This is a genomic window from Legionella cherrii, from assembly GCF_900635815.1.
Classification (GTDB): domain Bacteria; phylum Pseudomonadota; class Gammaproteobacteria; order Legionellales; family Legionellaceae; genus Legionella; species Legionella cherrii.
This window is the reverse complement of the sequence record NZ_LR134173.1, coordinates 940,168-966,192: the sequence shown is the minus strand read 5'-3', so window position 1 is coordinate 966,192 and position 26,025 is coordinate 940,168. Positions and strand designations below refer to the sequence as shown.

The window sequence follows — 26,025 nt, the reverse complement described above, 5'->3', positions numbered from 1 at the left end:
CCAACATCATCATTATAAACTGACCTGCTCTAACGCCTTGTCAGATTGTACTGCATAATAATCCAGATACCATTCCACAAAACGTTTTATCCCTACTTCGACCGGAGTGCTCGGGGCATATCCCACATCATTCTTAAGCGCTTCTACATCGGCAAAAGTATCTGGTACATCCCCATCTTGCAGGGGTAACAAATTCATTTTTGCCTTTTTTCCGAGACACTGTTCTAAGACTTCAATATAACGAGACAAGAGGACTGGGCTTTGATTGCCGATATTGTAAACGCGCCATGGAGCTGCACTTGTACCAGGATCGGGAGTCATGCCTGACCACTCTTTATTGGGTGTAGCCGGATGATCATGTACCCTTATTATGCCCTCTACGATGTCATCAATATAGGTAAAATCTCGTCGATGGTTTCCAAAATTAAATACATCAATAGGCTCATCGTTCAGAAGATTTTTGGTAAATTTGAACAGCGCCATATCAGGCCTTCCCCAAGGCCCGTACACTGTAAAAAAGCGTAGTCCTGTCGTTGGAAGTCGATATAAATGACTGTAACTATGAGCCATTAGCTCATTGGCCTTCTTGGTTGCTGCATAAAGACTCAAAGGATGGTCTACATTATCGTGAACCGAAAAAGGCAGGGATTCATTAGCACCATAAACGGAGCTGGAAGAAGCATAGCAAAGGTGCTCTATACGATGGTGTCTGCATCCTTCCAAAATATTGAGAAAACCGACCAGGTTGCTGTCAATATAGACATAGGGGTTTTCAATGGAATAACGCACTCCGGCTTGGGCACCAAGATGAATAACTCGTTGAAAATTATGCGATGCAAACAATTGCGCTATAGATTCTCGATCAGCCAATTCGAGATGAATGAACTTGAAATCTGTAAAACCAGCCAATTGTTGTAAACGTGCCTTTTTAAGATTGACATCGTAATAGTCATTGAGATTATCGATACCAATAACCTCATCACCTCGTTCGCACAATTTTTGTGCCACATGAAAGCCAATAAATCCAGCTACTCCAGTAACTAAAACTTTCACTAAACATCACCTCCAATCAGAGTACTGAGATTAAACTAAAAACCATTTTAATTCTTCTAAATAAGCAAAAGACTCACCTGGTGTGATCTTCTGGTACTAGGAATTTTTTAGCGCATGTACATTTCGCCAAAAAATTCGGGTAACTCCTAACGCTCCCCCTGCTAGTATACCTAACAAGAGAGATATTGTAAGAATCAATTTCTTTTTTGGTGCCACAGGGATTATCGGGGTTTCTATTCTTCCATCCAAATGGGATACTTTCACTTCTTGTGGCTCTATAACAAATGATTTATAAAAATCAAGCTGGCCTTGTAATTTACGTAGACCAGGAGTATAGGGGTCATTAGAATCTCGCTCAGATAAATTTTTAATTTTCGAACGAAGAACTGGAGTCCCAAGCATATACGCCATGTTGGTTTCATTTACGGTTTGATATTGGTTTACCAATGGGATGTTTATATTTGCATTTTGTGCAATATTGATGGCTTCATGTAACTGAGCCATATGATCTAGTTTCTCCTTTTGGGCAATACCTTTTATCAAATCAATCTCATGCTCTAGTTTATAAATGGCGATGGCACGCTGTTTGTTAATATTATTAAGAAGAGAATGCACCGTGCGGTTGTTGACTAAACTAATATATTGTTGCAGCCACACTGACATCAATTTTGGCTCAGTTCCTTTGATTACTACTTCATAGTGTACCGGGTTTGTGTTCTTAATTACATTTATTGACATTTTGTTAGAAAAATCATTATAGAGATGCGCTTTGTCAATCGTATTTTTAGGTTTTTCTTGTAAAAGTGACAGATAATAATGTTCAAAAAAATATTTTTTGAGAGAAATAGACAGCAATTGATTGCCAAAAGCTTGATACACCGAATTAACGTTCAGGGGGTCAATTAAAGATTGGTTGGCTAGAACTCCTTTGTTAAATGCAGCCACATCCCCTTGATTAGGAGCCGAGATATAGGCTTTAACTTCATAAACAGGAACGCTCAGATAAATATAGGTTATTCCAAAGATTAAGCTCAGTAAAGTACAAGACAGAATGCTCCATCTTTCTCGATAAATCATACCAAGCAAGACGAAAATATCGACACCACGAGTATCGTAAGAGCTCGCATTTTGCATTCCGGCCATACTTGTTTATCCCTTTTTAAAACGCTACTTGGCATCTGATAATTTGCTATGAAAGCGATTCCTATCTCGAGTCAAATAGTCAATTGATGTTGTTGGCGATAGTATATTCAAAAAAAACTTAATATTCGAGCTTTAAAAAAATAATCCTCCTGGCCATTTTGCGTTCAAATAGGGGAGTTTCCCCAAACGAGGATTTATGATAATCTGCAGCATGTTATCGATATACAAGCCACATACAAAAGTGGACCCCATATTGTGCTATAACTTGATGAGGGGCTGTTAACAAGAAGTTTTCTCTCAAACCCGTTTAAGACGTCCAAGAATATAATTTGATTTTTAATAGTGAAATAATTCAAAGCAGGTATCTTGGCTATAGGGAAATATTTTTTTGGTGGGAAACAGATTGATTTCTTTTATTTTTAGAGAGTTCGATATTAAAGAGAGATTAGCGTGCCTTAGTTTGGAATGGCGGCGTATAGCAAGCGGAATGTTTTGGATTATTCTATTTATTCTTCTCGGGAAAATCATCGGTGCAGCCAAAGAAATGTCCATCGCCTGGCATTATGGTACGGATGAAATTGTAGATGCTTATTTATTTGTCTTTTCTCTCCTCAGTTGGCCCTTATCAATTTGGCTTAGTGTTTTAACTGTAGTACTAGTTCCTCTTTTAGCTCGCATGCGCGCTAACACTCCGGAAGAAATTCCATTTTTCTACAGCGAATTATTGGGGTTTACATTAGTTATCGCATTGCTCTTTATGGTATCTTGCTATCTCTTTTTTGGGGTTATTTTCAAGACACAAGAACTAGGATTTTCAGAGCATACAAAAGAAATAGCAAAAGAGATGGCCAATAAGCTCATTTATTTGGCGCCATTAGGAGCGGTTATAAGCTTATTTTCCGTTTGGTTATTGGCAGTAGGACGTCATCAAAACACTTTATATGAAGCCATTCCAGCTTTTATACTCTGCCTGGCTATTGTGTGTTTTTCGAACTTACAGTTAGAACCTCTGGTTTGGGGAACAGTGGTAGGCTATGTAGTTCATTTACTTGCGCTTTCAATTTCTTTACACCGTTCGGGTGAGCTTCCTGTTCCACGCTTCACTTTTAAATGTGCATTTTGGGGTGAGCTCGGCAAGGGGATTGGCATTATTACTCTTGGCCAGGCTCTCATTGCTCTGGGTCCAATTATCGATCAATTTTTTGCTGCCAATCTCGGCTCAGGGTCTATTGCTTCCCTGGGTTATGCAAATAGAGTATTGGCTTTGATTTTAAGTCTTGCCGCCCTCTCTATTAGTCGAGCCACTTTACCTGTATTTTCGTCTGAATTTGCGGGCTCAAATCGTTCAGTAAGATCTTTAGCACTTCGTTGGGTCTTCATTATCTTTGGCGGTAGCGTCGTCATAGTGTTTTTTTCTTGGATTGCAGCGCATAAAATAGTATCTATTTTATTTGAACGAGGTGCTTTTAATGCGAACAATACATCCATAGTGACTTATTTATTCCAAAGAGGACTCTTGCAATTACCGCTTTACGCATCCAGTCTTGTTTTAGTGAGTTATTTTGCAAGCTCAAGAAAGTACTTCCTTATTTTTATTTCAGGAATTTTGGGGCTCTTAAGTAAAGTGGCCGCCAATTACTTACTCATTCCAGCGTTTGGCATGACCGGTGTAATGTACTCGTACTCCGTTGTTTATGGCATCAATTTGATTTTTTTCTCATTGATGTTTTTAGCAGAAGAAAGGCATTTAAAAATAGGGTTACGAAGTTACTTTATGAGCCGTCAGCCCTGATTTTTTATTACTCTATCCTTAATTCTTAATTTTAAAGGATTTTTAATTTTTTGTGAGGAACAAAGTGGAACTTCTTACTGTGATTACATGGATGACGCACTGTTCATTACTTCTAATTAACAGTTTTATTTCTATGAGAAAACCCTACTGGTGTAAAATCAGCGTGATGCTGTATTGTTTTTACTCCGTTGTCGTCTTGATTCCTTTTCGCTTTGATTTCTTTGGTATTCCGGTAACCTACACTCCATCGGCTCTTGTGCTCAGCGTTTATATAATTACTGATCTTGCTTTATTGTTGTCTGTATTTGTTGTTAAGAAAAATTCTTCCATAAGCGGCGACCGCATTGTTGTTTTAAACAGAGATGGAATTGGATGTCAGGTTTTACTCGTAATGGCTTGTTTGGCTCAAGTCTATGCACTGATAAAAAGTTATGATTTGATTTTTTTGCCAAAAGATAAATTTATCATCGCCAGTTCAGGCCGCTCTATGGATTTATTTTTTTACCATTTCCCCTATGATACTATTCTTCTTGGAGGACTGTTTTTTTCTCCATTTAAGTCGAGAGTACTCAATTTTTTTATTGCCGCCTTAGCTTTAGCCACCGTATGTATCTCCGTGATTAGTGGATACAGGCATTTAGCCTTTTTAATCGTTTCTTATCTCGTCTTTGCCAGGTCAAATAAAATAGCTTCTCCCATTTTAGTGGCGCTACTACTTACATTTATTGGAGAATTTTCAAATTATTTGAAATGGTATGTACATGCTGTTTTATTTAAAGAGGGCTTTGAATTAAGTGCATATCTAGATTATATTTCCAGATCTTACACATTCCAGCCAAGTCCCGAACAAATGGCTATTTTAACCAATTTAGTTTTGTCGCTTGATTTAGGCAAAGTAACTAGTTCACTTCATGCTTTTGCAAATTTACTTCCTTTCACCTCCTCGTTGTCTCCTGATGCCGGAGAAATGCTCAATTCTTTAGGAAAGGTTTTACAGATACCCAATGGCCAGGGTGCTGCCTATAATTTTCAACTATTTGTTTTGGGAACTTATGGAATAGGATTGATTTTTATGTGGTTTTCTATGTTTTTTAATTGGATTGCCAAAAACTCCATACTGACATTTGTATCACTCTATATCAGCTATTCCATTTTACGTGACGAACCTTCTTATTGGATAAGTCAGATTAAGATGGGGCTTGTATTGACTTTCTTTGTTTTTGCGTTAAATGAACTCGAAAAAATGTTTCGCCCTGCTTATTCCAACTTTTCAAAAATAGGTTGTTCTTGAAAGGGCATTTTATTGATTAGCCAAGTTAGAGGATAAATGAATAAAATATTATACGTGATTGGGTCTTTGGATGTTGGTGGTGCAGAAATGCATCTTTTTCAACTTCTACCTAAATTAAAACAAAAAAATTGGGATGTCGAAGTGTTTTGCCTTGGTCGCCCGGGTGCGCTGGCCCAGGAACTGCAGAAAATGGGAATTAGAGTCAGCTCTCCTTTGTTTAAGCATAAGCAGGGGGCTTCTTATATTTATCGACTGTTCCGTATGTCTTATTCTTTCGGGTCACTTCTTGTTTTTTTATCTTACCGGCGTTTTAAAGTAGTGCATTTTTTCCTCCCTACAGCCTATCTGATTGGAGGAATTTGCTCTATTTTAACCTTTAAAAAATTTAAGGTGATGAGTCGGCGGAGTTTAAACGGTTATCAGGCAAAATACCCAGTCCTGTCAAAGATAGAAAAAAAATTACATCGCCATATGAATGCTATTCTTGGAAATTCACGTGCCGTTATTTCTCAGCTAGAAGAAGAAGGGGTACCCGATTCCAAATTAAGGTTAATCTATAATGGTGTGAATTTTTCCAGATTTTCAGACATAGAAGACCGACAAAGTGTACGGAATAAACTGGAAATACCCGATTCAGCATTAGTATTTGCCATTGTAGCAAACCTCATTCCTTACAAGGGACATCGTGTTCTGCTTGAGGCGTTCTCTCGAATCGCATCTCGTTTACCGACCCCATGGTACCTTCTAGTTATTGGACGTGATGATGGGATAGGTTCTGAGTTAAAAAAATATGCAGCAGAATGTGATATTGCTGACTCGGTTAAGTGGCTTGGTGCGAGATCCGATGTGCCTGCTCTGCTTAAATCATCCGACATAGGTATTTTATCTTCTTTGGAGGAAGGCTTTTCCAATGCAGTAATTGAGTGTATGGCAGCAGGATTACCAATGGTTGTGACTAACGTAGGAGGAAATGGCGAGGCAGTGCTCGATGGCGTTTCAGGAATTGTTGTACCACCAAATGATCCATCAAAAATGGCTGATGCCTTGCTTTATTTAGCATCAAATGACTCATTAAGAAAGGAATTTGCATTAGCTTCAAGCCAACGTGCTCATTCAGAATTCTCTCTTGAGGCCTGTGTGGACCACTATGACTCATTTTATAAGGAACTTGTTTTAGCTAAGTGAATAATTTTATCTAAAAAAGATTTTCTTGAATTAATTAATAATCAGCTGGCGGCAGTAGACAAACCCTTCATTGAGAGAGCTGCTTTTATAAGCCATGCTTTGGGGGTTTATTATCTAGCCATGCTTCATTCTCCAAGAACCAAAAATCAGTAAAGCCCAAAGTGAATAAGCATGGTTAAACGCCCTAGCATTGTGTTCACGCCATACTTCTCTTAATTTATCGGGATTAATAAATGGCGCAAAAACATCCGCATTTTTCATAATAATTTCCTCACCTATCGGTTTCAATTGGTTGCGAAGTAAACTCGCCAAAGGTATGTTAAAACCTTTTTTTTTCGCTTTTACTACCTCGTCTAGTAAGCAATGCTTAGATAAAATTTTCCGTAAGGTGAGTTTTGATTCGCCAAATAATGGGCTTAATAGATGCTCGGGCAACTTGCTTGCAAAGTTAATAATTCTACGATCTAGAAATGGAACTCGAATTTCTAGGCCATGAGCCATACTCATTCGATCAACTTTTGTTAACATGTCACCCGATAAATAAATTCGTTGATCCGCCAGCAGGCATTTATCAAAAATAGATCCAGGAGCACTCACTACCGCATTTTCATAATTGGCTAGAGGATTTTCATTTAAAAAATCATGCATGGCTGAACTATATAGCTTTCTCAACAAAAAAGGATATGTCAACCGGCGCCATTGCGAATGGGGTACGTCAGATAATGAAACACCCCAAAGAAAGCGCATAAGCATTTCATGCCAAGGTAAACGACGCTCATCATGCCCATATTTTTTAAACAACCAGTCACCAAGGTGCTGGGTTAAAAATTTTGGTATCAAAGATCTTGTGTACTCGGCAACTCTACTTGCCTTATATGTTGAGTATCCTGCAAATATTTCATCTGCGCCGTCACCTGCAATAGCAACTTTCACATGATTACTTGCTTCTCTTGATAATGCAAAATGTGCTAAACAACTTGAATCGGCTAATTGACCATCAACATGATGCGATACCCGATGAAAATCATTTAGTATTTGACTCGTTTGATCAACAGAAACTGGTCGCCACGGATGATTAGTAAGAGTAGCTATTTTTTGAGCCAAAATGCTCTCATCGTGTGAGGTTTCATTGAACTGAGCAGTATAACTGATCACTTCACTTTTCGTGAGAAGTGCAATCAGGGTGCTATCAATTCCGCTACTTTGAAGTAAGCCAATTGGAACATCTGCGACTAGCATCTGGTTAATGACTTGTGACAATAATAACTCTATCTCATCAACAGCATCATCTAATTGAATTGATTGATCAGGTTTTCTTACCGGATGCCAATAATTATGGCAAGAGAGCGAGCCATCAAATGAAACTTTTAAAATTGTTCCTGGCTCAAGTTGTTTTATGTTTTTTAATAAAGACCGCTCTGGATTTGTATACCCCGATGCTAAATAAGTGTGAAATTCAGCTTCATCAATATCCATAGTAAATTGTTTTGTTGCAAGTATCCCTTTAATTTCACTACAAAAAAACAATGAAAAATTATTTTGGGCATAAAAAAGAGGTTTAATACCTACACCATCGCGAACAAGGACTAATGTTTCAGTACGACAATCCCATATACCTATCGCAAACATTCCTTCGATACGATCAAATAATTTTTCTCCCCAAGTTAACCAACCTATAGGTAATAATTCTGCATCGCAGTTTGATTTGAATAAATAATCCGTTTCTTTCTCTAAATCGTTTCGTATCTCATCATAATTGTAAATCTCACCATTATAGGTTACGGAAATCAGATTAAGGGTATCTTGCATCGGTTGATGACCTGCTTCACTTAAATCTCGTATTGCCAATCGTCGATGACCTAGACCAACTCCGTCCGTAAACCAAAATCCTTCACCGTCGGGTCCACGATGAAAAATGCTATCAGTCATTGCTTTGAGCATATTCGTTGAGATTGGGGAACGGTCAAAATTTAAAATGCCAGCAATACCACACATTTGTTTTATACCTAAATCAATGATCTCTCTTCACAGTTTTTATCACCCTAATGAACCGAGACGATTGAATCATCAGGATTATATGCATACAAAGAAAAATTTATTTGTTTATAAAGGAGCTTAAATTGCGAATTGAAAAGATTTCTTAATTCAGCAGATATATCAGGCTCATAAGCCAAAAGCAATTTCACTTCATGCGCTTGCATGAATTCTTTTAATAATTTGAGCCTAGTTTGATCACTCTCTTTCTTTATTAATGCAAGCTGCTCCGCTTCTTTTTGCCATTCTAAAATTTTTAAACCGCGTCCACTATAGCTTAAGAAATTAAGATCTTTTTTAAGATGAGCTATCGGTTGAAAACTCGAATAGCGGATTGCAAGCATCAGATCTTCAATCAAGCCATTACTTTCACCATCAAGGGAGAAGGCCATGATTTTGGAGCCTGGAGGTAATGATTTAATGTAATTCAGCATCTTTTTGTTTGAGAGATTATTGATCTGATCTTCAATCTGATTATGCTGTATTTGATTGAATACGAAATTAGAGAATGTAGTGGGGAAATCAATAAACCATCGATAAACAAAAATGAGGATAAGGCATCCAAAAACGAGGCGATAGGTGTTAGGAATTTTAATTTCAATATTGGCAAAAAATCTGACGGCCCCTATCAGTAACAATGGAATCAGATATCTGCAATTACGTATTAAGTCGATTTCTGCAGGATATCGTCCATACATTTTTGCAATACTCTGATCCAGCCAAGCAATACCCACAGAGGAAATTAAGAGGCCCACAATAAAAAAAATAAAAAACTTTCGCTCATACTGAGGCTTTTTTGAAAATGTTGGGGCTATGAGTAATCCAATTAATCCTATGAGCCAAAACCAATTCCACTTTCCTTGGAACAACAATGAATATAATGACTGGAGGATACTTAATGCATTATAGTATTGAGGTCCAGCTGCTTGAGTCATATAGTGCGCTGCAATGGCAGAACTGCTATTATTATGTAGACTCTCTGAAGAGGGAAATCCACTAAAAAAGGTTATAATAAACGGAGCTGCAACCATTAAGAACATCATCCCTGCAGCAAAAACTACCAATACTTGCTTTCCCCAACCGCGCCCAGTCTGCTTGCACATGAATAAAGCAGTAAGACATGCAAATGAGACTGAGGGGCCGCTGACAGGATGCACATAAACACTCAGGCCACATAAACCCATCACAATCATTGGAAACCAGACTTTATTATTGTTTTTGAGTGAAACAAGTAAAAGAAAAGGGAATAAGGCTCCGTAATAGCCTCGGGTTAAGGGGACATCAAGTTGCCCCCATAGCTCCCCTGGAAAAACATATATAGGACTTAGCGAGAGTAACGCCAGTAAAAAAGCCCAACCCCGATTGGAAAATAAATCCAGCCCGAGCAAATAAAAACCTATTAGTTGCAAAAATATAATCGGCCAGATAAGAAACAAGTAGGACTGGCCAATATCATGAGTAAAATAGGTTAAAAATTGGGTTAGAGGAATAGAAATAGTCCAATAAAATTTAAAATTTTGAGCATCCGAGTATAACGGATCATTCGCAAACCGCTCTGGACTGATCTTGCTAGCAACAATTGAGGATACGTTTCCTGCGTCTCCATTTGTTAAAATAATCGGTGCTGGTCCCCAAGTTTTCATTAACCATAAAGAGGCAAGAATGAAGAATAATGCCAACACAAGCCAATGGTTATTAAGGCGATTAAAAAATGGGAAAGAGAACATGTAAATCCCTCTATTTGGGTACAAATACATACATGGAATTTAAACCATATACAAATTTTTCATGCTTTTTTAAGCTATAACCCGCTTTAGTAAACAAATCCATAATCGCTGATTCATCCATGCCCATCTCCTCATGCTCATCTACCTCACGATGTTTGTCCTCACTATACCACCATAGGGCATGACCAATTTTTCCTATAACTTTTCCTATCATTGTCACTACAACTTTGCCGTTAGGTCGCAATAAACGGCGGATCTCCTGTAGCGACTCAAACCGCTCTGGGATGTGATTTAAACAGGCTATATAACTCACGGTGTCAAAACTATTATCTTCAAACGGAAGATGAGCTGAGTTTTGAATAATGGTACAGTCACTATTCCAATCGACTACATCAACACCAATACTATGATGCGCATCTTCTGGAGAATTGTTATACAAACTTGCATACTGACGATATAAGTGGATAAGTAAGTTATCTCCTGCACCGATATCCAAAACTCGACCTTGTAATTCAGGCAACACTTTTCTAAAACGCTCGCCGCGTAACGAAGTCAGATGTAATTTTTCTGAAACTGCGTCGGGCAAAAGAATCATTCTTAATGGTGCGCCAATAAAATCATAGAATGATTGTAAAAAAGTTTTTTGGTTTTTATAAACCCAATCAGGCGGTAAAGCGAGTGAGTTAAATGATTTCATTGCATTATCCATTTGTTTGTTTATCCGATTTTATAGGCCTAAAAGGCATATTAGTTATTGATGAAAGTTGAATCAATCTGAGCTGGCTAATCTGATCCGCTAATAAACCTACTGCCATGAGCAAGATCCCCCCTAAGATTGATATGGCGCCCGCAACTGGAAAACCGACCCCCAGTTGAAATGCTTTATATAAACTATAGAAAACACCCAATAAAAAGATGATTACGCCAGCCCGCAGGAATATTTTTAGTGGAGCAAATAATGTGGTTATCCTTATAACAAGAGCCATTGTATTAAAACCATCGCGCAGTTTGACTTTGCTCGTTCCAATTCGCGAATTGACCTTAATGGGATAAAATGCCATTGGATAATCTCGCTCCAAAAAAATCATTAAGCTGGTTAAACTCGCACTGTATCCATCAGGTAAAACAAAAAGATAACGACAAATGACCTCTCGTCTAAAGACACGTAAACCACAGTTTAAATCGTGTCCCGCATTGACTTTCATCGTTCTCACTATCATTCGAATAAGAAACTTACCCAGTGTTCTAATGCGACTGGAGGTACCCGAGGGCCTTTGACCGATAACGGCGAGTAAACCTTCAGTGTGAATTTTGTTAGCCATACCGATTAAGTCCTCTATTCGATGCTCTCCATCTGCATCAAACCAGGCCACATATTCTGTATCTGCCAAAGCCATACCTGTTTTAAGTGCTCCACCATAACCAATATTATAAGAATGGGTCACCACTCGAACATTAGGAGCTTGAAGTGCTTGGTGTAATGTAGCATCACTACTATGATCGTCTACAACAATGATATTTACATAAGGAAGATTGGTTCGTAAGCTCTCCAGTGTTGCTTTGATTCCCTCTTCTTCATTATATGCGGGGATAATTATGGTTAAAAGTTTTTCCCATTCATATCCTTCCTTTGGCTTAATATCAGTCATTCTTTATCCTGAGAACTCTTTATAAAATTACATAAAAATCAAATATTAATGTCGCTATCCTTTAAAAGTAACCATTACACCTAGAGTTACTAAAATAGTGCCTACAATTTTATATATATTTAATGACTCACCCAAGATCAATGAGCTAAATAGTAATACAAAAACAAATGATAAACTCAAAAAAGGATAAGCATAGCTGATTTCGAATTTAGTCATTGCTGCCATCCAAGAAATTATTGCTAAGGTGGATGCGAAGCAAACACTTAATATCCAGGGGTTAAGGAATTGAAAAAAAACAAATGCTATTTTCGATGTAAAACCCGGTGGCAAAACACCTGCTGACTTCATTTGCCATCGAATCACCAACTGTGCATACACTGTGCACAGAATTGTTAATAATATATACGTGTAATTCACAATATTCCTCGAAATTATTTTTTCACCCACTCAGCTAAAAAATAAGGGAAAAAGAAATCCCCTGGCAAAAGATTATAAATTTCCTCGAGAAAAAATAAGGGTTTAGAAATAAATTTTTTAAACGATAGAGGTAAATTTAAAATTAAACTATTCAATATTAGAAAATATGCAGGACCACCCATGTATTTTACAAATTTAACCTCAAAGTCAGATCCAAAACTTTGATGCAACTGATCATGTTGAAGCGCTTCCTCAGAGTCAGCATCAAAATATTTACTTTTTTTGTACCATAGTTTGCGTACTGATTCTAACATAAAACTACTGCTTGCCTCGCACATTAACAAACTACCGCCTGGTTTTAGCATTTGCGATATATTCAAAAAAGTATTTTCTAAAGAAGCGATGCAATGATGTATACCACCAACAACTATGGCATGGTCATATTGTTGATTGAATGTGCTAGTAGCAGCAGTGAGATCGAGTTCATATGCCTCGCTTCCCACAATTTGTCGGTAGGCTGCACAGGCCTTTGCAGAAATATCAAAACCATGAGTCATTATTTCTGGAAATTTATTTTTCAGATACAGTGAGTTGTAACCACTTCCACAAGCCAAATCGGCTACTCGTTTATTATTCAAATCGATGTTATTCAATAAGGGCTTATAGATAAATTGCTCTCTGAACGCAATAGATGTCGGATCATAATAATGTTGTTCATATAAGTCATGTATCTTTTCGTAGTGTTCTTTTTGTGCCAAAGAGCCCGTATTTTTTTCCAACCCATTCTCCTAAAAAACTCGACTAAAATGATTAATATTCTAGCTAACATCATTATTAGTCGGATATCCTACATATAACTATTTTTTATCTACACTCAACTGAATCCAGTTGTGTGAAAAAATCTCACATGCTTAAATCCATTTTTCAAGTATTAATTAGTATCATTATCCATATGAGCTATTCATAATTGATTTGAACCTAAATACTAAGCTGTTGCCTTTTTTGGAATCTAAGAACATTTTTGCGTGATTATAAAGGGTAATTTTAAATAATTACACAAAAAAATGTTCCTACTTAGAACAATTTTCAAATGAAGCATAATATGCTTGTTGCGGAACTAAAACGTACTTTTCGTAATAGAGCAATAAATCATAAGCATATTTCAATTGTCACAAAACCATAAAGCTCTATCAAAAAGTGTTCCGCTTTTATATGTATCGCGATCAATGCAATACATTTCGCTGTGCGAATTTCAGAATAGAAACACGAGATAAATTATCCATTTTAAAAGACGCACATACTAAAATTATGCTATTTTATCCTCCTTATAAAAAACACTTTTCATCGTATTTGAGAGATAAAAATTCACTTTTACTCGGGAATTTTTAACAAAGATCATGTTGAGCGCAATCCAAAGTACTATCCATTCAAGAAGCATTATTCCATTTAAATAGCGGACAACAGGACCTTCTGTGAAATTAATTAAAAAAAATAGTACTAATGCATAAATTACTGGCGGCAACAGTAGCGTTCTGATTAACTTATCAACTTTTACCAGGAGAATAAGTAAACAAATAGGAAATACAAACTGATAAGAAAATGGAACAGTCATTTCGACTTTGATTGGCGGCAAAAAAGCTCTCATATCATGAATCAATGAATCGGAAGAGATTAATAATTTAGCCAAGGGAAAGATAGCATCTCCACCAAACTTCATCTGAGTTTCTTTTCGTACTAAATCCAAATCATTTAGATCGCGCTTTTGCGTCTTCTCCTGCTCACTCCATGATGGTATAGATATTTCTAATTTAAAGGTTTCTGATTGAATATGGGTTATTTCTTTTAAGAAGGACAAAGGATTTTGATACAGCGCTTCAAAACCTGCTTTCGAAATTAATTCATCGCTTTTTGCAGCCCCAATTTTTGAATAGGTACTTCCTAACGCATCCCAAAAAGGAATTTTTTCATCAGATCTCAAATGAAGTAAATGAGATAGTTTTGAACTGTTAGGCCCATTACGTCCAGACGCAAAGTGAAAAGCACGAAAAGATAAAAATATTCCTTTATATACATAGGGCTTCTTTGCTGGCACCCAGAGCATCCATGATTTTTCTATCACAAAAACACCCAATTGAGTAGAAAAAAGTATTATTAAGAATAGCGCTAATCGTTGTAAGTAAGAGGCTCTTTTAAATTGGAATACAATTCCAATAAAAGTCAATAAACCAAATAATATCAATTCTGTGCGTACATGATAGGCAATTCCAACACAGATTGGATACACAAAAAAGATAAGCCATTTTTTTTGAGTTTGAACTGATATTATGTAGAGCAACCACAGTCCTACGAGAGCCAGTGCTCCCAGATTATCACTAGCCGGATAAGACCATATTGGTAAAGCATAGGAGATTAAAAGGACAAAAGTGCTTATCCATAACCTCATTAGATTCGATATATTAAACCTAAAAATAATAGTCACTAAAAATAAACCAGAAAAAAAATAGGTTATTGCCAATGCTAAAGAGAGTGTGTCAACACTATACCCAAAACTTTTCATGAAAAAATGGTAAAAAAACACCACCAGATCTCGACCACCAATTAAGCTTCCGGCAAAAGTAACAAGTCCTTTGGGCCATAGGACGCTTGACTGGATATAGTATTGAGCATCTCTATGGAATTGGGCAACCTGACACGATTTGAAAATAAATAAGATAGCTAATAAAATTAGAGTGATAATAAAAATAAATTTTTGAGTATTGAGTGGTCTTAGAAGAACAACTTGACGCATCTGAACATCCTTATCTCTGACACTTAGAGCATAAACCCGAAATTATTTAAAAAAATTCAATTTACATGTAGATGTTCTGATAACAGGAGATTGATGTGCGCATCTAAAAAATAATCAGGCTTTCGGATTTCCCAATCACCAAAGAAAATTTGATTGAGTTTATAATCAAATTCTTGACCAGTATGCGCTAAAACATGGTTCGTATGTTTATCAAATTTACCAATGACACGAGACATCTCAATCAATTTTAGTCTTCTGCCTAATATGGTTATCTCCTTAAGCATTTGAAATATTCTAATTTAATAATTTTAAACGGCATGACCCTTAAATTTATCATAAAACAAATAACAACAACAGGAGCATTCAATAATGCATTTATTCTTAGGCTCAACAAAAATTCTTTTCAACTTGCCACCGCAACCACACGTCTGGTAGCGCAATAATTGAACATGCTTGCAGAGCCCGCTACTGCAAAAAGAATAGGAATAAAAAAGCTAAAGTTGATGCCGGTAAATTCAATAATGAGCACAATTGCTGTAAGCGGCATTTTCTGCGCTGCAGCAAGAAAGGCGGTTCCGCCAATTACCGCAAAAGCAGCGATGGAGATGCCTGGCCACAAATAACTCCAAAGACTGCCGAGCACCACCGCCAATAAAGCGCCATTGGCAAGCGAGGGGGTTAATAGACCGCCTGCCGCGCCGGCTTGAATACTGGTACACACAATCAACACTCTCAATATTAATAAGACTGCAGCAATACTTAGGCCTAATAGATTGCCATCAAATCCTAACTGAGCTGCCGAGCGACCATTCCCCAATATTGCCGGAAAATAAATAGACAATAAGCCGATCATGAAAAAATTGAACAGGCAAAAAACAATAATCTTCCAGTTACGCGGTGCTCTACTTTGCACTCGGTTGGTAACTTCTTTAAACCAATAGGCTGAGTAACCAAAAATAGGTCCAGCGATGATTGCCCAAATCACGACTGAATAATCGATAATTAAAACGGGTATATGGTACATGGATTGATTGCCAAGCCCCATCCAGGAGATGACTACGGCAATCGCAGAAGTAGTAATTGCCGGGATTACAGCAAACCATCTGAAACTGCCGAGCAACACTTCCAGAGAAAATAATGCGCCACCAAAGGGAACATTATAGACTGCCGCCAATCCTGCACCAGCAGCACAAGCCACAAGAATTTGACTCTCTTTTGGATGTAATTTCATTTTATTAGTAAGCCAACAGGCGAAGGTTGCTCCGAATTCACGGGGAGCAACCTCACGTCCTAAAGGTGAGCCCAAGGCAACGGTAACAATTTGCAGGAACACATGCGCTAAAGTTGTTTTTATCGGCATATAAGGTCTTGGAGATTTAATTGCATTGGCAATACTCACTAGGGGGCTGCCATAGCGAAAGACCGCCCACCAACCAAAACCGGCAATAAAACCGCAAAGCAGAAGTGCAACGACTCTTCTTGGAGCAGTTGAATCGCTGACCACAAATAAAAAACTCTTATTTCCCAGAATAGGAAATACGGTATGCTCATAGGCTAAGTGTTGGATAAAATGCAATAATATCGCTAAAAACATCCCCCCAAAACCAGAAACAATCCCTATAATAATCGTGGCAAAAAAAAGACGATGCCATCGGGATGTTAAATGTTTGGTCATGAACTACTCCTTAATTCATAACGGGATTTGATTACTCAACTTTCCGGCAACTTGCAACTGATGGGCAACGATCCGAGCCAGGTAGTCAAACTCAATATTAACTTCTTGTCCTTGCTTTAAGAAGCACAGGGTTGTATTAAGTAATGTATGGGGAATCAGCATTAACTTGATGCTTTGATTTGCAACTGAATTAATCGTTAAGCTTACCCCTTCAACCGTAATACTCCCTTTAGGAATTAAATACAGCATGGCATTGGCATCAAATCCGCTTAACTCGACTTCAACAAATTCATTCATATGCTTTATTGCCTGAATTTGTGCCACTGTGTCAACATGCCCGCTTACATAGTGCCCACCAAAGCGATCCGATGCAAGCATGGCGCGTTCTAAATTAACCTCATCCCCAACTCCTAAATGACCTAAAGTGGTTCGATTCAGAGTTTCAGGCGAAAGGTCAAAATTCAACGTTGCCTCTTCAGAAGGCAATAAGGTTAAGCATACGCCATTTACCGCGATGCTTTCACCTATTTGTAGTTCTTCAAAACCACAAGAAATAACCAATCGGTTTGCATCACCATGATTCATGTTGCGAATCACGGTACCTTTTTTTTCAATAATTCCGGTAAACATGAATTCCTCTCATTCCTGCCTCACGTCTGTTCGTCTTTTTTGGCGGTTTCCACCCCTTTCGCTTCATCCCGAGTACAACGAGCAGATCCCTTGCTTCGCTTCGGATGAGGTGGGCTCTTCTTACTCCTGGCTTAGGTGCGTTCGTCTCTCTTGCATGGTTTCCACGCTATTAATCACCGTTTGCCGACAAATCTCTTGCATAACAGGAATCTCTTTCAAGGGTTTTCCTTGATAAATGGTATAAGCAATCAGAAAACTATCACGCCATATTTTTTCATTTCGTTTTTCTTTTGCTTTCATCCATAAGGCAATCCATAAAAAATGAAATTGCCATTTATCACGGTGTATTTCCATTTCTTCAGCAAATACTGCATCTATGGCGTCTTCCATGCTGCACACCCTAATTCCATCAACAAAAGTACTGTTGTGATTGACAATCTTATCCACTAAAGGATTTTCCAAATACCAGGATTCAGTAAACGATTTACTTTTAAGCCATGATTTTGAACGTCGTAGGGATTCAGAAATCACTTCTTGGGTAAATGGCGTGATTTGAACACTCATCTGTTCAAAGAGATAATCTAAATCCAATTTCACGGGGCGGATACGGATGCCCAATAATTCTTGAATTTCTAAAAATTGAATATTAGGAATCTCATCTTTTTCTATTGTTATCGCTAAAAAATGTTCTACCATCATGGTGAAATAAGATAAATCGACTTCACGAAGCGTTACATTCTCATCAAAAGCCTTTTTATAATAATCCTTTACATCTTTTGCTGATAAAACCGGCGTTATCCATGCATCTTTAATACCTAAATCATACTTTAGTAATAAACCACACAGCCTATTTTTCCTCCGTTTACGTACATTCAGAAAAATGCCTTGTGAGCCTGTACCATCCACCTCAGTAGCTCGAATAGTCATCTGAGCCGCTTCCTGTTCAGGTGCAAATACAACCCCTTTTTTACGTTGCGTTTTAATCCACGAATTAAATAGTGCATGGTAACGCTCTGGATACCAATGCATTATTGTCTGCAAGCGTGAAAGAGAGATAGAGGAAAAAGTCACAAACTCGATAATTTGGCCCAGTGTATTAATCGCAATGTCACGCACCTCAGCCTTAGGATGTAATAAAATGAGCAAGGCAATATCTCCTCCCTCCTCGATATTATATAAATCCACCATAAGATCGATAAAAAAGTCCGCGGGCATTGCATAGCTCTGCGCGAAAAAATTTTCGGCGATTTCAAAAACGTTCAGGTCAGATAATTCATGAATCAAATCACGAATAGCATCTAAATGTGATATCGGATCACCTGCAGGAGTCGATTCTTCCTCATCGCTGGCAAGATCGTAATAGGCATTCTTTAAATCTTCAGTCAATTCAACATGCGATTCATAAAAGGAATTTAATACAGGAAGCCAAAAACTGAGGGTGTGTTTGCGTGAATCAATCATTTCAGCCAAATGATTCATCAATTGAGTCAATGCCTTTGCTGTGACTTTATTATTACCTTCTGCAGCTCCTTGCAATTGCGCGACACAAATATCTAACGCAAAAACACATGCGGAATAAACCGAAAGGCCTTCATCTAACTTTTCTTCTAAGTTATTGATGATATCCACTAGTTTAAAAGCGAGTTCAGGTTCTTGAAAAAATAAAGTATATAACTGAGGATCCGGTTCCGCATTTTGTTCAATGTGGGTCGCCATTTCCGTGAGTAGGTGGTATAGTTCTGACGAATTATGGGTCATATTTTTTTAGGCACCTCTCTTGGTCTACCTTCTTCATTTATGGCAACAAAAACAAAAACACCTTCGGTGACTTGATACGTTTCATTCTGAGTCGCAGGATGAGCCCATACCTCAACATTAAAGGTCATAGAGCTATTGCCTTGTTTTACCAACGTGACATAACAGCTCACAAGATCCCCCACATGAACTGGTTTTAAGAAATTCATTGAATGAATAGCCACTGTAGCTACACGTCCTAATGCCAATTTTTTAGCCAAGATTCCTGCGGCTAAATCCATTTGTGACACAATCCACCCACCAAATATATCACCATTGGCGTTCGTATCTGCTGGCATCGCCAAAGTCTGAATAGTTAACTCTCCTTTGGGGGTATTGGTCATGATTCACCATTTCATGTTAGATGTAGCCAGGGGACGCTGTCATTAAATTAAGAGAAAAACCCCTTCTCCCCATGGGAGAAGGTACCCTAAGGGCGGATGAGAGTTTTGACTGCAGCGAATGCCCCCTCACCGCACCCCTCCCCCACGGATGGAAGAGGAAACTCTGACATTATAAACCAAGCGCCAGCAGGGTTTAATTACGCTTTAATTTAGCTAATGCATCTGCCATTGCTGTATTAAATACCGTTTTTTTAACCGGCTCAACTTTTTTAGCCTCAGGTTTTTTCTTATGCTCTGCTTTTTTAACTGGCGGTTGTTTTTTCACTTCAGATGTTTTTGCAACTTTTTTAACGGGTTGGCTCGCAGGTTGATCTTCCAATTTCATACTTAAGCCAATGCGTTTTCTTTCTTTATCGACTTCAATTACTTTAACGGTTACGATATCACCGGCCTTCACTACGGTACGTGGATCAGAAATAAATTTATTCGTCATCGCTGAAATATGGACTAATCCATCTTGATGAACGCCAATATCCACAAAAGCACCAAAGTTAGTTACATTACTGACAACCCCTTCAAGGATCATTCCTTCGTGTAAATGTTCGATGTCTTCAACACCTTCTTTAAATTGCGCCGTTTTAAACTCCGGTCTGGGATCGCGACCCGGTTTTTCCAATTCGCGCAACACATCTCTTATGGTAGGCAAACCAAATTGCTCATCGATAAATTGTTCCGCATTCACACTGTGTAATACTTCTTTATTGCCGATTAGTTTTTTAATATCAACTTTTTTATCTGCAATAATTTTTTCTACTAAAGGATAAGCTTCTGGATGAACACAAGAGGCATCCAAAGGATTATCTCCATGCATGATACGTAAAAAACCTGCTGCTTGTTGAAATGCTTTTTCACCCATACGATTTACTTTTTTTAAATCCATCCGGTTTTTGAATGCGCCATGTTCATCACGATAAAGCACTATATTCTTGGCTAAAGCCTCATTAAGACCGGAAACATGGGATAAAAGAGCCGCCGAAGCAGTATTTACATCAACACCAACAGCATTCACGCAATCTTCAACAACACCATCCAAACAACGCGCCAACCGGGTTTGATTCACATCATGTTGGTATTGGCCTACGCCAATAGACTTGGCTTCAATTTTGACTAATTCCGCAAGTGGATCTTGGAGACGACGTGCAATAGAAACAGCCCCTCTCAAGGTAACATCTAAATCAGGAAATTCCTGAGAAGCTATTTCAGAAGCCGAATAAACAGATGCACCTGCTTCACTCACAATAATTTTAGTCAGTTTTAAATCAGGATACATTTTTATCAAATCAGAAACTAAGCGCTCTGTTTCGCGAGAGCCAGTTCCATTACCAATACTGATTAAATTTACGTTGTGTTTTGCGGCCAATTTAGCCAAATCAGTAATTCCCTGATGCCATTCATTTTGGGGCGCAAATGGAAAAATAACAGTGTAATCCAGTAATTTACCAGTTGCATCAACGACAACGACTTTAACACCTGTTCTGATTCCAGGATCAAGACCGATAGTGATTTGTGGACCAGCTGGTGCAGCAAGTAACAAATCACGTAAATTTCTGGAAAATACTTTTATTGCTTCTTCATCGGCCATTTCTCGTAAACGGGTGAGTAATTCCAGCTCTAACTTAGTAAATAATTTTACCTTCCAGGTCAGGCGTACCGTTTCAAGGAGCCAACTGTCTGCTTTTCTTTGCTGGTCAGCAATATGGAAATGCGCAGCTAATTTATTTTCACCGTAGGTTTCTTCGTGCTCAGGTAAAGTAAGACTCACTTGTAAAACACTTTCCCGACGGCCACGGAATAAAGCTAATGCACGATGCGAAGGGATCTTTTTAATCGCTTCGGAATAATCAAAGTAATCTGAAAACTTGTTTACCGTTTCTTTTTTCTTGGAGCTGCCTATTGATTTGACAATACCATGCTGCCACAAATATTCGCGCAGCTCATTAATTAAATCGGCATCTTCTGCAAAATGCTCCATTAATATATGCCGCGCACCATCTAATGCTGCTTTTGCATCCTCAACACCAGCCTCAGGATTGATAAATTGCACGGCGTGTTCTTCGGGATCCAGATCTGGATTTTTCCAAAGAGCCTGAGCTAATGGCTCTAAGCCTGCTTCTATGGCAATCTGAGCCTTAGTCCGACGCTTGGGTCTATAGGGTAGATATAAATCTTCAAGACGAGTTTTAGTGTCTGCAGCCAAAATGCTTTTTTCTAGCTCAGGAGTTAGTTTCTCTTGTTCTCGGATAGACTGTAAAACTACGGCTCGGCGTTCATCCAATTCTCGTAAATAAAGTACACGTTCATCAATAAAGCGCAATTGCACATCATCTAATCCTTCAGTAGCCTCTTTGCGATAACGAGCAATAAAAGGAACTGTTGCCCCTTCATTGAGCAGACGAATGGACGCTTCTACCTGCGCTGGTTTCACTTTAAGCTCTTGCGCAATAATCGCAGCTAATCCCGACATCTCTTGAGTCATTTACATCCCCGTAAAACATAAATATAAAACAATTTGATTACCGCACCCGAAACCTTGCTGGAATAGTCTGGGTGAGTCGTTTAAAAAACCGCCACATTATTACTCAACAGTCACTGACTTGGCAAGATTGCGCGGTTGATCAACATCCGTACCTTTAGCAACGGCGACATGGTAAGCCAACAATTGCAAAGGTATCGTATAAACTATTGGCGCAATCCATAGACCACAGTAAGGTACCTTAATTAAACGCGTGCCATTTGCTTGCCAGTTTTGAGTATCATCAACAAAAACAAACAACTGACCACCGCGTGCACTTACTTCGTGCAAATTAGATTTTAATTTATCCAGCAGTTCATCATTGGGAGCAACGGCAACGACAGGCATATTTTCATCAACTAAAGCCAAAGGACCATGTTTTAACTCTCCAGAAGGATAGGCTTCTGCGTGAATATAAGAAATTTCCTTTAATTTTAAAGCCCCTTCAAGAGCTACTGGATACTGCACCCCGCGCCCTAAAAATAAAGCATGTGCTTTATTAACAAATAGAGATGCGAGATCTTCAATTTCCTCATTCATTTTTAATGCACGCTCACAACATGCGGGCAACTCTTGCAATTGTTTTAAGATTTCATTAGCCCGATTATCATGAGAAAGCGCTGCGGCCAACATCAAGAAAGCAACTAATTGAGTGGTAAATGCTTTAGTCGATGCCACCCCAATCTCGATTCCAGCACGCGTTAGGAAAACACACTCTGCCTCCCTGACCAAGGTACTTGTTGCCACATTACAAATAGCCAAGGTGGCTAAATAATTCATTTTTTTTGCTTTTTGCAAAGCAGCGAGGGTGTCTGCTGTTTCTCCGGACTGGGACACGGTAATAAATAAAGTATCCTGGGGTACGACTATATCTCGATAGCGGTATTCACTCGCAATTTCAACTTGAGTCGGTAATCCCGCTAAAGATTCTAACCAATATTTGGCAATCATTCCGGCGTGATAACTGGTACCGCAAGCAACAATATGAATTTGTTTTACCATCGGAAATACATGAGAGGCTCGTTCACCAAAACTGGCTTTAAGTACTTCGAGGCTATTTATGCGACCTTCTAAAGTATCAGTCAGTACCTTAGATTGCTCAAAGATTTCCTTGAGCATAAAATGCCGATAAGGCCCTTTGCTTACCGTTTCAGCATCACTTGTTAAAGGGTGGAGAGGCCGTTCAACAACCGATTTGGATGCATTATAAATAGTCACGCTTTTCGAGGTAATAAAGGCACTATCCCCTTCTTCCAAGTAGATCACTGATTGTGCAAAAGACTTTAATGCCAGTCCATCAGATGCGATAAAATTTTCACCAATGCCTAAACCAACAACCAAGGGGCTCCCTTTACGAACTGCAACAAGCTCCATTGGCCTATGTTGATGCATAACACCCAAAGCAAATGCACCATCCATTTCTGCAGCAGCAGTTTGCACTGCTGCAAGTAAATTTTCATTCTGTTGATAGTGGTAATGAATTAAATGAGCCGCCACTTCTGTATCAGTTTCAGAGGTGAACTGATAGCCCTTCATCATTAATTCATGGCGTAATTTTTCATGATTTTCAATAATACCATTATGTACTAATGCAATTTGTCCATGGGATAAATGAGGATGAGCATTTTGCTCAGAAGGCTTACCATGTGTCGCCCATCTCGTGTGTGCAATCCCTGTATTACCGGCAATGGCGGTTTCTTGCATTGCATCGGCTAAATTTTGCACCTTGCCCTGAATTCGCACACGCTTTAAATTCCCTTGATTATCGATTACCGCAATCCCGGCTGAATCATAACCTCTATATTCCAAGCGACGTAAACCTTCCAGTAGAATTTTACTGATATCCCTTTCAGACACAGCTCCCATAATCCCACACATAAACCTGCTCCTCGTTTCAACAACCGCATATGAACGATATATCAATAAAAAAAGGGCAATTATGCCATAAACATTTATAAATCACTAACATGATTCGCAATAGATTGAGAAAGGACGATGCCACAAATTATCTTCTAAACACAAATATGGAATACAACCATAAATAGAGGTTCTAAAAAGAAAATTCAGACTACGACTACTACTTATAAAGTATAGATATTTTCTTTGTTTTTACAAAAAGAACCCCTCACCCCAGCCCCTCTCCCACAAGTTGGGAGAGGGCTACTTTTAAAAACACTCCTTCTCCCTGCTAGGGAGAAGGTGCCCGTAAGGGCGGATGAGGGCTACCTTCAACCTACAATAAATAGATCAAGCTGTCCCCACCGTTTTTTACTCTATTGGATTTTCACAGGTTACGTCATATCCATGATATTTCATTGCCTTACATACTTCAAAAGCAAGGAGTCCATGAGCACGCGTACTTGGATGAATTTCATCCCAGAATAAATAGCTGTCAGGCGTATCACAAACATGATAGTTTTTATCCCCAGCAGCAAAGCTCGCATCTCGGTATTGAAGTACTTGTGCATAACGTAACACATAGTTGTTCGCAAAAGGTGAGTTACGGAATGAATCATACATGGGAAGCTTCACATCGATACACGCTTCTGTAGTATTAGTGAATCCATAGTTTTCTGGGTTTTTTAATGCGCGTGACAGATAATCTCCCATATCGATGTAAAGGAAATTAGAATCGGGGTAAATCTTCGCCCATTCTTTCATACGATTTTGAAGACGCTCATTGTGCATATCAATTGCGTTATTCAAAACCTCTCTATCCGTGGTTTGTACCATACGAGGAGTATCGCCTATATGAGGCAGCCCCATAATCACAAAACGACGCGCTCCTGCTTGCATTAATTTCATGACCGCAGAACCAGCTCCTGATAGAACATTATCAACATAGGTACTCATTACTTCAGTGTTGTAATTATCTTCAAAGAACAAGACATTAATGTAATCATTACTCCCTGTGAAAATAAAAAACACTGTTTCATCACTTAAGGTTGGGTGTTCGAGCAAATAAGCTTGAACCGTTAAACCAAGACTGGGCGGAACCAATTTCCCTACAATCAGATTTTTGATTGTTCCTAATGGATGACGAATCAAATTCCATACAGTGAGCTGATAATCATAGGTTGCTGCCCAGCTTCCACCAAAAGCACGGTTCAAATAAACTTCTTCATCGTCAGGAGAAATAGAAAGCATTTTTGCTAAATATTCATTCCATACCTGACCATTAGAAAAACGTGCATTCCAGTACGGCTTTCCTGGCAATACAGGCACCAATTTTATTTTACTGACTAAATTGGCAATATAAGGCGCTAATTGGTTATCAAAAAAATCGGTAACTACCGCGATACCTGAATCCAAAACCATTTGTGGCACATAATATTCCTCAGCAAACTCAACCATCTTATTAAGTACAAATGCTTTGAAAGGTGCTACTAAAAAAGCAGGATCTTCCTCCTGACGTAAACTTTTAAGTAAATGGGTGGTATTCCCTGTATCAGACAGACTGTCGCCGAAAACAACCATAGTTTTTATGGGTGTAGCGGCAAAACTCATCAACGGGATAAAAAAACCAAGGATAAAGAACCAACGCAACTTCCGAATGTAATGTGCCATATTATCTCCTTATAAAGCCAGCAGAATGAAAACGCAGATAGCTTTGGTATACACCCCAGAACTTCAAAATACCTGATTAATCTGTTGCTTTTTCCATGCCAAACACCTTAAAAATTCACAACAAAGCCCACTCATCACTGATCTTTAAGCCCTCCAAGGCAAAAAAATCAAGTCGCTTAAACTGAGCATTTTAAAGTTTCTTAGGTATATAACAGTATGATCGCTGGTTAGTTTTTGTCAACGCATTTAGCTAACTTTTGCTTCACATTGGACCGAAACTAGGGTGCATTTAATTGATGCCTATTGATTAAATTCTGTGTAAATGTTAATTTTCTTCGATTATTTTTGGTTATTTTTCAGGTAG

The 26,025-nt window shown here is 38.4% G+C and carries 20 protein-coding genes; 3 read left to right on the top strand and 17 right to left on the bottom strand.

Features of this window, described 5'->3' with window-relative positions; translation table 11 throughout:
* Nucleotides 1-12: 12 nt before the first annotated feature.
* Together EL022_RS04120 and EL022_RS04115 are read right to left on the bottom strand one after the other, a co-directional pair.
* Nucleotides 13-1,053 (bottom strand): NAD-dependent epimerase, encoded by a 1,041-nt coding sequence (locus tag EL022_RS04120; RefSeq protein WP_028382493.1) that lies wholly within the window; start codon nt 1,051-1,053, stop codon nt 13-15.
* Between the two features lie 96 nt (nt 1,054-1,149).
* Complete coding sequence (locus tag EL022_RS04115) at nt 1,150-2,187, bottom strand: Wzz/FepE/Etk N-terminal domain-containing protein (protein ID WP_272947081.1); 1,038 nt, start codon at nt 2,185-2,187, stop codon at nt 1,150-1,152.
* A 412-nt stretch (nt 2,188-2,599) separates the two neighbouring features.
* On the opposite strand from EL022_RS04115, the gene EL022_RS04110 reads away from it, so the two are divergent.
* The 3 genes from EL022_RS04110 to EL022_RS04100 all read left to right on the top strand — a co-directional run bounded on the left by EL022_RS04110 (nt 2,600) and on the right by EL022_RS04100 (nt 6,464).
* Nucleotides 2,600-3,988, top strand: coding sequence for a lipid II flippase MurJ (locus EL022_RS04110; protein ID WP_126325094.1), 1,389 nt, complete (start codon nt 2,600-2,602; stop codon nt 3,986-3,988).
* A gap of 64 nt (nt 3,989-4,052) precedes the next feature.
* Nucleotides 4,053-5,279, top strand: coding sequence for a hypothetical protein (locus EL022_RS04105; protein WP_126325092.1), 1,227 nt, complete (start codon nt 4,053-4,055; stop codon nt 5,277-5,279).
* Nucleotides 5,280-5,315: 36 nt separating this feature from the next.
* Nucleotides 5,316-6,464, top strand: coding sequence for a glycosyltransferase (locus EL022_RS04100; RefSeq protein WP_051544518.1), 1,149 nt, complete (start codon nt 5,316-5,318; stop codon nt 6,462-6,464).
* Nucleotides 6,465-6,578: 114 nt separating this feature from the next.
* Here EL022_RS04100 and asnB read toward each other — a convergent pair whose 3' ends face one another.
* From asnB to plaC, 15 genes are all read right to left on the bottom strand, one after another.
* The gene (asnB, locus tag EL022_RS04095) at nt 6,579-8,459 is read right to left on the bottom strand and encodes an asparagine synthase (glutamine-hydrolyzing) (RefSeq protein WP_028382489.1); all 1,881 of its coding nucleotides are present in this window, start codon (nt 8,457-8,459) and stop codon (nt 6,579-6,581) included.
* Nucleotides 8,460-8,506: 47 nt separating this feature from the next.
* Nucleotides 8,507-10,225 (bottom strand): hypothetical protein, encoded by a 1,719-nt coding sequence (locus tag EL022_RS04090; protein WP_028382488.1) that lies wholly within the window; start codon nt 10,223-10,225, stop codon nt 8,507-8,509.
* Between the two features lie 10 nt (nt 10,226-10,235).
* Nucleotides 10,236-10,922, bottom strand: a complete 687-nt coding sequence (locus tag EL022_RS04085; RefSeq protein WP_162151249.1) for a class I SAM-dependent methyltransferase — start codon at nt 10,920-10,922, stop codon at nt 10,236-10,238.
* A gap of 4 nt (nt 10,923-10,926) precedes the next feature.
* On the bottom strand, nt 10,927-11,874 hold the full coding sequence (locus EL022_RS04080; protein WP_028382486.1) for a glycosyltransferase family 2 protein: 948 nt from the start codon (nt 11,872-11,874) through the stop codon (nt 10,927-10,929).
* A gap of 54 nt (nt 11,875-11,928) precedes the next feature.
* Nucleotides 11,929-12,291 (bottom strand): EamA family transporter, encoded by a 363-nt coding sequence (locus tag EL022_RS04075; RefSeq protein ID WP_028382485.1) that lies wholly within the window; start codon nt 12,289-12,291, stop codon nt 11,929-11,931.
* A 14-nt stretch (nt 12,292-12,305) separates the two neighbouring features.
* Complete coding sequence (locus EL022_RS04070) at nt 12,306-13,070, bottom strand: class I SAM-dependent methyltransferase (RefSeq protein ID WP_028382484.1); 765 nt, start codon at nt 13,068-13,070, stop codon at nt 12,306-12,308.
* 527 nt (nt 13,071-13,597) lie between these two features.
* A complete protein-coding gene (locus tag EL022_RS04065; protein WP_028382483.1) occupies nt 13,598-15,079 on the bottom strand; it encodes a hypothetical protein in 1,482 nt (493 codons plus the stop codon).
* Nucleotides 15,080-15,135: 56 nt separating this feature from the next.
* Nucleotides 15,136-15,363 carry a hypothetical protein gene (locus EL022_RS04060; RefSeq protein WP_237761351.1) on the bottom strand — a complete coding sequence of 76 codons (228 nt, stop codon included), beginning with the start codon at nt 15,361-15,363 and terminating at the stop codon, nt 15,136-15,138.
* Nucleotides 15,364-15,482: 119 nt separating this feature from the next.
* On the bottom strand, nt 15,483-16,754 hold the full coding sequence (locus EL022_RS04055) for a chloride channel protein (protein WP_028382481.1): 1,272 nt from the start codon (nt 16,752-16,754) through the stop codon (nt 15,483-15,485).
* A gap of 15 nt (nt 16,755-16,769) precedes the next feature.
* Nucleotides 16,770-17,384, bottom strand: a complete 615-nt coding sequence (locus tag EL022_RS04050; protein ID WP_028382480.1) for a riboflavin synthase — start codon at nt 17,382-17,384, stop codon at nt 16,770-16,772.
* 120 nt (nt 17,385-17,504) lie between these two features.
* Entirely contained in the window at nt 17,505-19,142 is a 1,638-nt protein-coding gene (locus tag EL022_RS04045; protein WP_028382479.1) for a hypothetical protein, read from the bottom strand.
* On the bottom strand, nt 19,139-19,522 hold the full coding sequence (gene yciA / locus EL022_RS04040; protein WP_028382478.1) for an acyl-CoA thioester hydrolase YciA: 384 nt from the start codon (nt 19,520-19,522) through the stop codon (nt 19,139-19,141). Before yciA ends, EL022_RS04045 begins: the two co-directional genes overlap by 4 nt.
* 193 nt (nt 19,523-19,715) lie before the next feature.
* A complete protein-coding gene (locus EL022_RS04035) occupies nt 19,716-22,058 on the bottom strand; it encodes a Tex family protein (RefSeq protein ID WP_028382477.1) in 2,343 nt (780 codons plus the stop codon).
* 99 nt (nt 22,059-22,157) lie between these two features.
* Nucleotides 22,158-23,972 (bottom strand): glutamine--fructose-6-phosphate transaminase (isomerizing), encoded by a 1,815-nt coding sequence (gene glmS, locus EL022_RS04030; protein ID WP_028382476.1) that lies wholly within the window; start codon nt 23,970-23,972, stop codon nt 22,158-22,160.
* 390 nt (nt 23,973-24,362) lie between these two features.
* Nucleotides 24,363-25,661 (bottom strand): lysophospholipase/glycerophospholipid:cholesterol acyltransferase PlaC, encoded by a 1,299-nt coding sequence (gene plaC, locus EL022_RS04025; RefSeq protein ID WP_028382475.1) that lies wholly within the window; start codon nt 25,659-25,661, stop codon nt 24,363-24,365.
* Between the last annotated feature and the right edge of the window lie 364 nt (nt 25,662-26,025).

Coding starts and splice junctions, on each gene's coding strand:
- EL022_RS04115 (WP_272947081.1), bottom strand. CDS start 2,187: ATGCAAAATGCGAGCTCTTACGATACTCGTGGTGTCGATATTTTCGTC.
- EL022_RS04100 (WP_051544518.1), top strand. CDS start 5,316: ATGAATAAAATATTATACGTGATTGGGTCTTTGGATGTTGGTGGTGCA.
- asnB (WP_028382489.1), bottom strand. CDS start 8,459: ATGTGTGGTATTGCTGGCATTTTAAATTTTGACCGTTCCCCAATCTCA.
- EL022_RS04090 (WP_028382488.1), bottom strand. CDS start 10,225: ATGTTCTCTTTCCCATTTTTTAATCGCCTTAATAACCATTGGCTTGTG.
- EL022_RS04085 (WP_162151249.1), bottom strand. CDS start 10,922: ATGAAATCATTTAACTCACTCGCTTTACCGCCTGATTGGGTTTATAAA.
- EL022_RS04080 (WP_028382486.1), bottom strand. CDS start 11,874: ATGACTGATATTAAGCCAAAGGAAGGATATGAATGGGAAAAACTTTTA.
- EL022_RS04065 (WP_028382483.1), bottom strand. CDS start 15,079: ATGCGTCAAGTTGTTCTTCTAAGACCACTCAATACTCAAAAATTTATT.
- EL022_RS04060 (WP_237761351.1), bottom strand. CDS start 15,363: ATGCTTAAGGAGATAACCATATTAGGCAGAAGACTAAAATTGATTGAG.
- EL022_RS04055 (WP_028382481.1), bottom strand. CDS start 16,754: ATGACCAAACATTTAACATCCCGATGGCATCGTCTTTTTTTTGCCACG.
- EL022_RS04050 (WP_028382480.1), bottom strand. CDS start 17,384: ATGTTTACCGGAATTATTGAAAAAAAAGGTACCGTGATTCGCAACATG.
- EL022_RS04045 (WP_028382479.1), bottom strand. CDS start 19,142: ATGACCCATAATTCGTCAGAACTATACCACCTACTCACGGAAATGGCG.
- yciA (WP_028382478.1), bottom strand. CDS start 19,522: ATGACCAATACCCCCAAAGGAGAGTTAACTATTCAGACTTTGGCGATG.
- EL022_RS04035 (WP_028382477.1), bottom strand. CDS start 22,058: ATGACTCAAGAGATGTCGGGATTAGCTGCGATTATTGCGCAAGAGCTT.
- glmS (WP_028382476.1), bottom strand. CDS start 23,972: ATGTGTGGGATTATGGGAGCTGTGTCTGAAAGGGATATCAGTAAAATT.
- plaC (WP_028382475.1), bottom strand. CDS start 25,661: ATGGCACATTACATTCGGAAGTTGCGTTGGTTCTTTATCCTTGGTTTT.